The following is a 7,997-nucleotide window of genomic DNA, read 5'->3' as shown; positions in this document are numbered from 1 at the left end:
GCCGGATCGCCGAATTGGAGACCGAGCTGGCCGTGACCAGGCGTGCCGCCGAGCTGTTGAGAGAGGCGGTGCCCCCAAAAGGCGGTTCGAGGCCAACGCGGTGATGGCCGCCGAAGGACTTCCCATCCAGGTCTGCTGCCGCATTCAAGCGTCTCGGAGTCGGGCTTCCATGCCTGGAGAGACCGGCCCCCTCGGCCTGGCACTCAACGCCGTGGTGCTGTTCAACAGTCTCCACATCGACGCCGCCGTCAAGCAGCCGGCCGCCAACGGCTTCCCCATAACCGACGAACTGCTCGCCCGGCTCTCCCCGCTCCAGTTCGACCATGTCAACCTCCTCGGCCGCTACGCCTTCACGCGGTCCCCGGTGCCGGGCCTGCGTCCGCCGCACGACCCGAATGCGGCCGACGAAAGCGCCGAGAACGTCTGAAGGCCCCGGGGGACACTCTCCTCCGCGGGAGCGTCATGTCGCTACATCCGCACCGCATTGTGAGGCGTCTTCCTTGGAGTGCCCCGCCCACCCGTACGGTCCATCTCGCACCACTCCGGCCGCAGTCCCGCCAGGTTCGTGGTGAGAAAGTACACGGCCCCGCAGACGAGCAGTACCGGCGCGAGTCCGACAGCGGCCACCGCCGCCCCAGCGAGCAGGCCGCCGAGAGGGATCCCGGCCCAGCCCAGCGAGTCACCGAGCGCGTTGACCCGGCCAAGCATGCGGCGCGGCACCCGTTCGAAGAGGACGGCCCCCAGCACTGGGTTGATGAAGCCGGCACCGAACCCACTGACGGCAAAGACGGCCAATACCACCCCCAGCGGGGCATCGAAGGCGAGGATCAGGAATCTCGGCGCCCCGGCCAACAGGAATCCGATGAGAACCACCGCCCTGCGATTCAGCCTGTGCGCGGCCGCCGCAGCGATCAGGCTCCCGGCGACCGCCGCGGCTCCCATCGCACTGCCCATCAGGCCGATCGCAGTCGGCCCGTTGCCGGACTCTTTGGCCCAGACGGGGATGAGCACCGAGTTGATCGCCGCGTCCAGCAGGTTGGTGATCCCCACCATGACGATGACGGTGAGCAGCAACGGCTCGCCGCGAAGGAAGGTGAAGCCCTCGCCGAATCGTCGCCAGTAGCCCGGTCCCGTTTCGTCTTCCTGTGACGAGGCTTCCACGGTTGCGTGCCCCATACCGCGAGGCAACGCCAGTCCGATGATCACTGATCCGAGAGCAAAGCAGCCCGCGTTGACGACAAGCCCTGTCAAAGGGCCGAGCAGCGCCACCAGCGAGCCGCCGACTGCTGGGCCAACGGTGGAAGCAAGCCGCTCGATCACGCCGGACAGACCGGTGGCCCGCTCCAGCGGTACCCCACCGCGCTCAGCTGCTTCCGGCACCATGACTTCCTTGGCCAGGTCGCCTGGGCCACGGGCCGCGCCAATCACCGCGACCAAGACCAGCAGGAGCGGAAAAGACAGTAGGTGCAGGGCGTGGAGCAGAGGAACCATGGCAGCGGCGGCCGCGCTGACCAGATCCGTGGTCCAGGAAACAGGCCGTGGGCCGATCCGGTCCACCAGTGGCCCGGTGAACGCCTTGACCACCACGTATGGAGCCATCTGAAAGAAGGCGACCAGCCCGGTCTGGGTGGCGCTGCCGGTCGTCACGAGCACGAACCAGGGCAATGCCACGGCCGAGATCCGAGTACCGGTCAGCGACACGGCCATGGCCGCCAGCACTCCACCCAGCGGCCGTAAGGACCGCCTGCCGGATATGCGGTCAGCGCCCGAAACACCCTCCCTCAAGACCTCTCCGTTCCTAACGCATTCTCGGGACCGGCATGAACTGCCGCCGCTGCGGGCGCGTCCAGCTCAGGCAGGATGTAGGTGATAAGGGCGACCCGTTCGGCTCCCTCGGGGGCCCTCGCCGCCATCTCCGGCGTATCCCGCCGGTAGCGGGCGATGACGTCCCGCAACTCCCGGTACAGAGCGGCGGTCTCCTCGGGCGTGAGCCGAAGGGCCCAGTCGCTCATGTCGAAAGAATCCCGCCACGCGCGAGGCATCGTCCGCAGCTCGTTCAGCGCCTGCTGAGTGCGCAGGGTGTAGATGGCGGCGACAGACTGCAGGTAGGCCAGTGCGGCCTCGGGCTCTCGCTCGGCCAGGTCCGGGTCGTTGAACCAGGTCGTCCGGTGTACCGAGCGCCACCAGCGCTCTCGCGCGTTACCGCGTTCCGTGTCCTCCTCGACAAAACCGGCCGCGCCGAGCTGACGCAGGTGGTAGCTGGCCGTGCCGGAATTCACGCTCAGCCGTTCCGCGAGGCGGGTAGCCGTGGACGGGCCGTACTTCCGCAGCAGCCCGACCAACTGCACGCGTACCGGGTGCGCCAAGGCGCGCAGCCCCTTGGCATCCAGAACAACCGCGTCCGCTTCGGTTTGCGGACCATCCAGCTTCACTCTTGGGTCAGTCATACCGTCCACCCTAAACCGCAAAGACTTCTTCGCAAAGACTTCTTCGCGAACAAGTCTTTGCGGTTTAGGGCCGATCGAGGACGACCTGGATCCAAGCAGCACCTGATCGTGGATGCGCACGGCGCCCCACTGGCGGCATCGGTGACCGGCGGCGACCACCACGACGTCACGCAGCCGTTTCCCCTGCTGGACAAGGTTCCGCCCATCCGCGGAGTGCACGGCCGTCCCCGGCGCGAACCCCGACGCCTGTACGCCGATCGCGGCCATGACCACCCCCAGCCACCGCCGCCACCTGCGCACGCGCGGGATCACGCCGGTCATCGCCCGCCGCGGCACCCCACATGGCTCCGGGCTGGGCGCCATCCGGTGGGTGGTCGAGCGGACCTTCACCTGGCTACATCAGTTCAAACGGCTACGCATCCGCTACGAACACCGCGCCGATCTTCATCAGGGCCTGCTCGCCCTGGCATGCAGCCTCATCTGCCTGCGCCGCCTCCGGACCTCATGCCGTCGCGCCGCGCTCGGCGGCATGAGACAGGGCGGTGCGCCCGGCGGAATCATCGAGGTCGGGGTCGGCGCCCCGGTCGAGCAGTGTTCTCACGACAGCCAGGTGCTCGTTCGACGCCGCCCAGTGCAGGGCCGTCATCGCGGTCCTTTCGATGTCCTCTCGCCGGTCGGGATCGGCGCCGGCGTCGAGCAGCGCAATCACCGCTTTGAGATGTCCCCAGGCCGCGGCGGCACACAGGGGGCAGCCCTTCGCTGTCACCCCGCTCTCCCGGTCGGGATCGGCGCCGGCCGCCAGCAACATCCGCACGATGCCCGCGTCCCCCTGCACGGCGGCTTGATAGAGGGCCGTGCTGCCGTCCTCGTTGGGCTCATCCGGGGACACAGCGCCGTCCAGCAGCCTCCTGACTCCCTCGGCCTCCCTGATTGTCGCCGCCGATACCAGGTCGTCTTTCATCATGCGGCCCAGTCTGGATGGCAGTGTCCTCGTGATCCATCGGTTTTCGCCGGACAGACCGGTTCGGGCGATAGGAAGGTGGTGGAGGGCTTAGCGGGCCTTCACGCCACGCGTTGAGTGCGCGGCGGGAAGGCCGCGTATTCGTCGTAAGCCTTCCGCTTTTGCAGGCAGTGGTGCAGGCAGCCGAGCATCCGGTTGAAAGTGTTACGCAGCGCGCTGGAGTGCCGATCGCCCTCAGCGCGCCGATGGTCGTAGTGGGCTCTGGGGCCCGGTGCTCGCAGGGAGGCGAAGGCCCAGACGTAGCCGACGGCGGCCAGGCGTTGGTTCTTCACCTTGCGGTGGTGGACGACCAGGCTCTTGCCCGAGGCGCGGGTGATGGGCGCCGATCCGGCGTAAGCCTTCAGCGCGCGGGCGTCGGCAAAGCGGGCGCGGTCGTCGCCGAGCTCGGCGAGCACGCGGGCGCCGGTGAGGTCAGGCCGGTGCCTGCCAGACGAACCCGGCCCGACCGCCGAAACAGCTGGGCCAAACACAGATCTCCCCGAGTGGCAATACGCGACCGTCGGGGCAGATCTCGCTGTGGTAAAGGTGCGGCGCTACGGCCAGCCGTGGGGCGCCTACCTGCTCAGCAGTTTTCCCGATTGGCGAAGAGACTGTCTTCTACGTGGACGAGGACGGGTGCCTCCTCGGCGTCGAGATCATCGGAGCCCTGCCCGGAGCCGCCATCGCCACCCCCGAGGAGACGCCGTGACCTGGTTTCATCGGCACCGCATGCAGGCCGTGGACGTCAGACACGACACGTACACCATCGGCGGCGGCCAGGTCACCCTGATCTTGCACCGATGCCAACGCGGTAAACACGACACCGAGGCCATCACAGGCCACTGGCCAGCCGAACGATTCCTGCCCGTGAAGGAGGTCTGACCGTTGACCACCGCCCGCGAGGTGGCAGGCTGGCAGCCAGCCCCCCAGGAGGACATGTGAGCTGGACCAAGCATTCCACCCCCGAGTTCCAGGCCATCGCCGACACGTTGACGATCCTGCGCTGCCAGGTCGGCTCAGGCGTCCACGGCACGAACATCATCGGCACCGACGACCGAGACGAGATGGGCATCTGCCTGGAGCCACCCGACTACGTGATGGGCCTCAACCGGTTCGACCAATACGTGTTCCGCACCCAACCCGAAGGCGTCCGCTCCGGTCACGGTGACCTGGACCTGACCGTGTACAGCCTCTCACCGTCACCTCCGACCTGCCCGACCAGCCGGACATGAAGCGGGTCAACCAATGGATTGTGAAGGCATACGCCAAGTGCTGGATGCAGGAGTGGCTGAAGCCATGAGTAAAGCTCTGTGGATCGTCGACCTCGACGGCACCCTAGCCCTCCGAGGAGACCGGAACCCCTACGACTGGCACCGGGTAGGGGAGGACACACCAAACCCGCCCGTCGTCGCTGTCGTTCAGGCGCTGATCCTCGCCGGACATCCGATCGCCTACGTGTCCGGACGCAAGGAACAGTGCCGCCGCCAAACGGAGATGTGGCTGGCCGCCAACGTCGGCCACCTCGACGACGCCGAGGGCCTGTGGATGCGCGACGACCACGACAACCGGCCCGACGTGAAGGTGAAACGCGACATCTACCAGCGGAACTTCACCCTCAGGAAGATCGCTGGGGTCATTGACGACCGCGCGGGCGTGGTCAAGATGTGGCGTTCACTGGGCCTGACTGTCCTCCAAGTCGCCGAAGGAAACTACTGATGAGCGCCCGCGGCATCACCGAGGAGGACCGTTGAGCAAGGACATGCTGTCCTGGCTCCGCCGTGAGGTGGAGGCGAGACTCGCCACAGCCCGCGCCGCAGCGGACAAACCTTTCTAGGAGCCGGGAATGACGTTGTTCATCACGACCAAAGCCAGCGACTACTACCACCTGACCGAGTGTTCAGGGTTCCAGGCAGGTCGCCGCGGCAGCGAACAGGCCGGATACACGCTCCACGACATCCTGGAAATGAGCGAGGCGGACGCCCGCGCAGCAGGTAAAAAGCCATGCAAGCAGTGCGTAGCCGACCGGTCGTGAGGAAGGCCCGAGGACTAGAAGCGCCAGTAGACCCACTGGGGTCTACCTGGAATCGAACCAGGTGAGAAGGAAGCTCTCGAATGGCCTCACGACCAGAACACGAGGAAAGCGGGAAGGCTAGATACTTTTCCAAAAAAGGTGAGAAGGAAGCCCTCCCATGACCTCGCGATCTCCACACTATCAGGCGGGGATCAGCTCGTGCAGCGTCCCAGGCGTGTACACCCGCGCGCCCTTCGGTAGATCGGCCGGCACCTGCAAGCCGATGTAGGTGGTGTGCTCACCCGACGAGCCCTTCTGCCGCAGTAGATCGGCCAGGTATCGGACCCGCAGGTGGTCGCGCTCGACGATTGAGCGCACCAGGAGAGAGGCCGTGACGCGGTTACCTTCCACCTGGTTGAAGCCGGGGTGGCCCTTCAGGTAGAGGTGCAGCCACTTCGCCCGCCAGGCGCCGTCGTCACCGCGCAGGAAGACAAGCGGGAGGGCGACGCGGCCTGATCCACGCAGGTCGGACTTCATCCGTACCGTGCGCGGCTCGAACGGCAGGCCCTCCTGCTCGGCGTCCCTGCTCATGAAGCCGAAGAACGCCTCGGCGGCTTCGTCGAACGCTTCGCCGCTGTAGATGTTCACCTGCGGAATGATGATCGACCGGGTCGCCTGGGCAAGGCGGATGTTGATGAACTCACTCGCACCGTCAGCGGCGTCGGTGAGGTCGCCGGAGTATTCAGCGAAGCCGTTGCGGTAGCTCGTCCACGAGATGTGCTCAGGATTGCCGTAGGAGGCGTCCAACATCAGGGCCGACAGGTCGTAGTCGGTGCGCCGCTCGGCCTGTCGCCAGTAGACGAAGAACCGCAGCAGCTCCCCGTCCACCGCCGACAGCGAACCGCGCGGCAACATGCCAAGCCCGGGCGCGACGGCCTTGCCCGACAGCGGCAGGGCGACGTCGAGCGCCTCGGGATCAACGATCAGCTCGCCGAGGTCGGGAAGCCGCCGGGTGATCTCCTCGTCCAGGATGGCCGCCGCCCGCGACACGACGCTCTCCTCGATCGGGGAGCGGGCATCAGCCGTCGCCCATGCCCGGCCGTGCCGGTTGGCGAAGACACGCCCGGCGGCCGGCGCGAGCCGGTTCTGCAGGTGCTCACGCAACGACAGCAGCACCCGGCCGGAAGCACCCACCGCGGCCTTCTCAGCGGCGTCCAGCACAGCCGAAGCCGACGTGCCGGTCCGCAGCAGGTGATCGAGACGGCGCAGCAACGCGCCAGGCGCCTTCCCCAGCAGCTCGACCGCGTCGCCGGTACGGTCGGCCGACAGGGCCGCCTCGACGCGGCTGTCGAAGCTGCGCGCCGGGCGGACGCCGCGGGCGACCTCAAAGACCTGGACGGCGCGCGGAAGGTGCGGGTACTCGTGCGGGTGCAGCCGCTCGCCGAGCCGCTTCCACTGCTCCTGGTAGCGGGGCACGTCGCCGAGCTTGGCCGGCGTCGCGACCGCGTCCAGGGCCTGCAGGAGAGCGCGGCGCTCGGCCCGGCGGAACGAGCGGAAGCGCGTCCGCTCGGACAGCGTGACGTCACCGCCGGAGCAGCCGCAGGCGAGGCGCAGCACGTCCGTCACCGTGTCCACGAGCAGCGGGCGCCCCGCGGCCAGGCGCACCTCGTTGATGATGGCGCGGTTCTCGCGCACCGGGATGCGTTCGGGCTCGTCGGCGCAGAACGCGGCCAGTGTGCGGAGCGCTGTCAGGTCCTCGGCGGACAGCGGCACTTCCGAGCCCGCCAGCGAGAAGTACAGCTCGCGCGCCTCCGACTCCAGGCTTCCGCCCAACTCCAGCATGGTCACCCGGTCACCGGCCAGCGGAATCAGCTCGGCGTGAGCGGCCAGCAGGTCGGCGTAGGTGTGCTGGTAGTGGCCGTAGCCGGGCAACGCGAGCAGGTTGAGCGTCGCCGGCTGGACGCGCGTGGCGGCGACCGGGTCGAGCAGCGCCTCCCGCAGGAGCCCGACCCAGAACTCGATGGTGTCGGGGACGTTCTTGGGGAAGTTAAGGAAGTAGGCGTTGTGCTGCACGTGGTCGCCGACCAGGTGGCGGACGGCTGCCAGGACCCGCACGCCGAGATCGACCACGGTTTCGCCGCGCAGCCTCGCCAGACGGTCGAGCAGGGCCGCCGAGCACTTGAAACCGACGCTCAACAGCGCGGCGTCGAGCTGGCGGGCGGCCACCTCTCCCCAGCCCGGGTGGGAACCGGCGGGAGCGTCGCCGATGGGGACGCGCAGCCGCCGGGCGATGACGAGGCTTTCCAGAGTGTCCACGGGTGCACCTTATAGCCGAGACGCGTCTATGCTCTGCGGGTTTTCTGGGCCTGCACAATCAACCATCCGGTCTCGACCAAAGGGGGCAATTCAATAACGCATCCCTGGAATGACCTCTGGTGTGTCAGCTTCTCGGCCGTAAACGACCGAGCTTGCAGCTCCTCGCCGTCGATGGGTTCGACGGTTCAGGCCGCGTCGTCGGCAGCGTGACTCACTGCCCAGC

Annotated in this window: 8 protein-coding genes and 3 pseudogenes; 6 read left to right on the top strand and 5 right to left on the bottom strand. The window is 67.6% G+C overall.

Going from position 1 to position 7,997, the window contains the following annotated elements:
- The first annotated feature begins 103 nt into the window (after nucleotides 1-103).
- A complete protein-coding gene (locus ABT130_RS46230; protein WP_350966292.1) occupies nucleotides 104-427 on the top strand; it encodes a Tn3 family transposase in 324 nt (107 codons plus the stop codon).
- 41 nt (nucleotides 428-468) lie between these two features.
- On the opposite strand, the gene ABT130_RS46225 is transcribed toward ABT130_RS46230, so the two are convergent.
- Together ABT130_RS46225 and ABT130_RS46220 are read right to left on the bottom strand one after the other, a co-directional pair.
- Nucleotides 469-1,707 (bottom strand): MFS transporter, encoded by a 1,239-nt coding sequence (locus ABT130_RS46225; protein WP_350966290.1) that lies wholly within the window; start codon nucleotides 1,705-1,707, stop codon nucleotides 469-471.
- Nucleotides 1,708-1,781: 74 nt separating this feature from the next.
- The gene (locus tag ABT130_RS46220) at nucleotides 1,782-2,447 is read right to left on the bottom strand and encodes an ArsR/SmtB family transcription factor (protein ID WP_350966291.1); all 666 of its coding nucleotides are present in this window, start codon (nucleotides 2,445-2,447) and stop codon (nucleotides 1,782-1,784) included.
- Between the two features lie 72 nt (nucleotides 2,448-2,519).
- On the opposite strand from ABT130_RS46220, the pseudogene ABT130_RS46215 reads away from it, so the two are divergent.
- Nucleotides 2,520-2,946: pseudogene (locus ABT130_RS46215) on the top strand (IS5 family transposase); the annotation flags it as partial.
- A gap of 3 nt (nucleotides 2,947-2,949) precedes the next feature.
- Here the strand turns inward: ABT130_RS46215 and ABT130_RS46210 are convergent.
- Together ABT130_RS46210 and ABT130_RS46205 are read right to left on the bottom strand one after the other, a co-directional pair.
- Nucleotides 2,950-3,411: an ankyrin repeat domain-containing protein gene (locus tag ABT130_RS46210; protein ID WP_350966289.1), complete on the bottom strand. Its 462-nt coding sequence runs from the start codon at nucleotides 3,409-3,411 to the stop codon at nucleotides 2,950-2,952.
- 98 nt (nucleotides 3,412-3,509) lie between these two features.
- Nucleotides 3,510-3,878: pseudogene (locus ABT130_RS46205) on the bottom strand (transposase); the annotation flags it as partial.
- A 274-nt stretch (nucleotides 3,879-4,152) separates the two neighbouring features.
- Here ABT130_RS46205 and ABT130_RS46200 point away from each other — a divergent pair.
- From ABT130_RS46200 to ABT130_RS46185, 4 genes and pseudogenes are all read left to right on the top strand, one after another.
- A complete protein-coding gene (locus tag ABT130_RS46200) occupies nucleotides 4,153-4,329 on the top strand; it encodes a hypothetical protein (RefSeq protein WP_350966288.1) in 177 nt (58 codons plus the stop codon).
- A 56-nt stretch (nucleotides 4,330-4,385) separates the two neighbouring features.
- Nucleotides 4,386-4,640 (top strand): annotated as a pseudogene (locus tag ABT130_RS46195) (DNA polymerase beta superfamily protein); the annotation flags it as partial.
- Between the two features lie 103 nt (nucleotides 4,641-4,743).
- Nucleotides 4,744-5,163, top strand: coding sequence for a phosphatase domain-containing protein (locus tag ABT130_RS46190; RefSeq protein WP_350921428.1), 420 nt, complete (start codon nucleotides 4,744-4,746; stop codon nucleotides 5,161-5,163).
- A gap of 127 nt (nucleotides 5,164-5,290) precedes the next feature.
- A complete protein-coding gene (locus tag ABT130_RS46185) occupies nucleotides 5,291-5,479 on the top strand; it encodes a hypothetical protein (protein WP_350966287.1) in 189 nt (62 codons plus the stop codon).
- 180 nt (nucleotides 5,480-5,659) lie between these two features.
- Here ABT130_RS46185 and ABT130_RS46180 read toward each other — a convergent pair whose 3' ends face one another.
- A complete protein-coding gene (locus ABT130_RS46180; RefSeq protein WP_350966286.1) occupies nucleotides 5,660-7,774 on the bottom strand; it encodes a TerD family protein in 2,115 nt (704 codons plus the stop codon).
- Nucleotides 7,775-7,997: the final 223 nt, after the last annotated feature.

This window comes from Streptosporangium sp. NPDC001681 (assembly GCF_040298085.1).
In the GTDB taxonomy this organism is placed as follows: Bacteria; Actinomycetota; Actinomycetes; order Streptosporangiales; family Streptosporangiaceae; genus Streptosporangium.
Note: the sequence above shows the minus strand (reverse complement) of the source record. Positions and strands in the feature narration are given on the sequence as shown.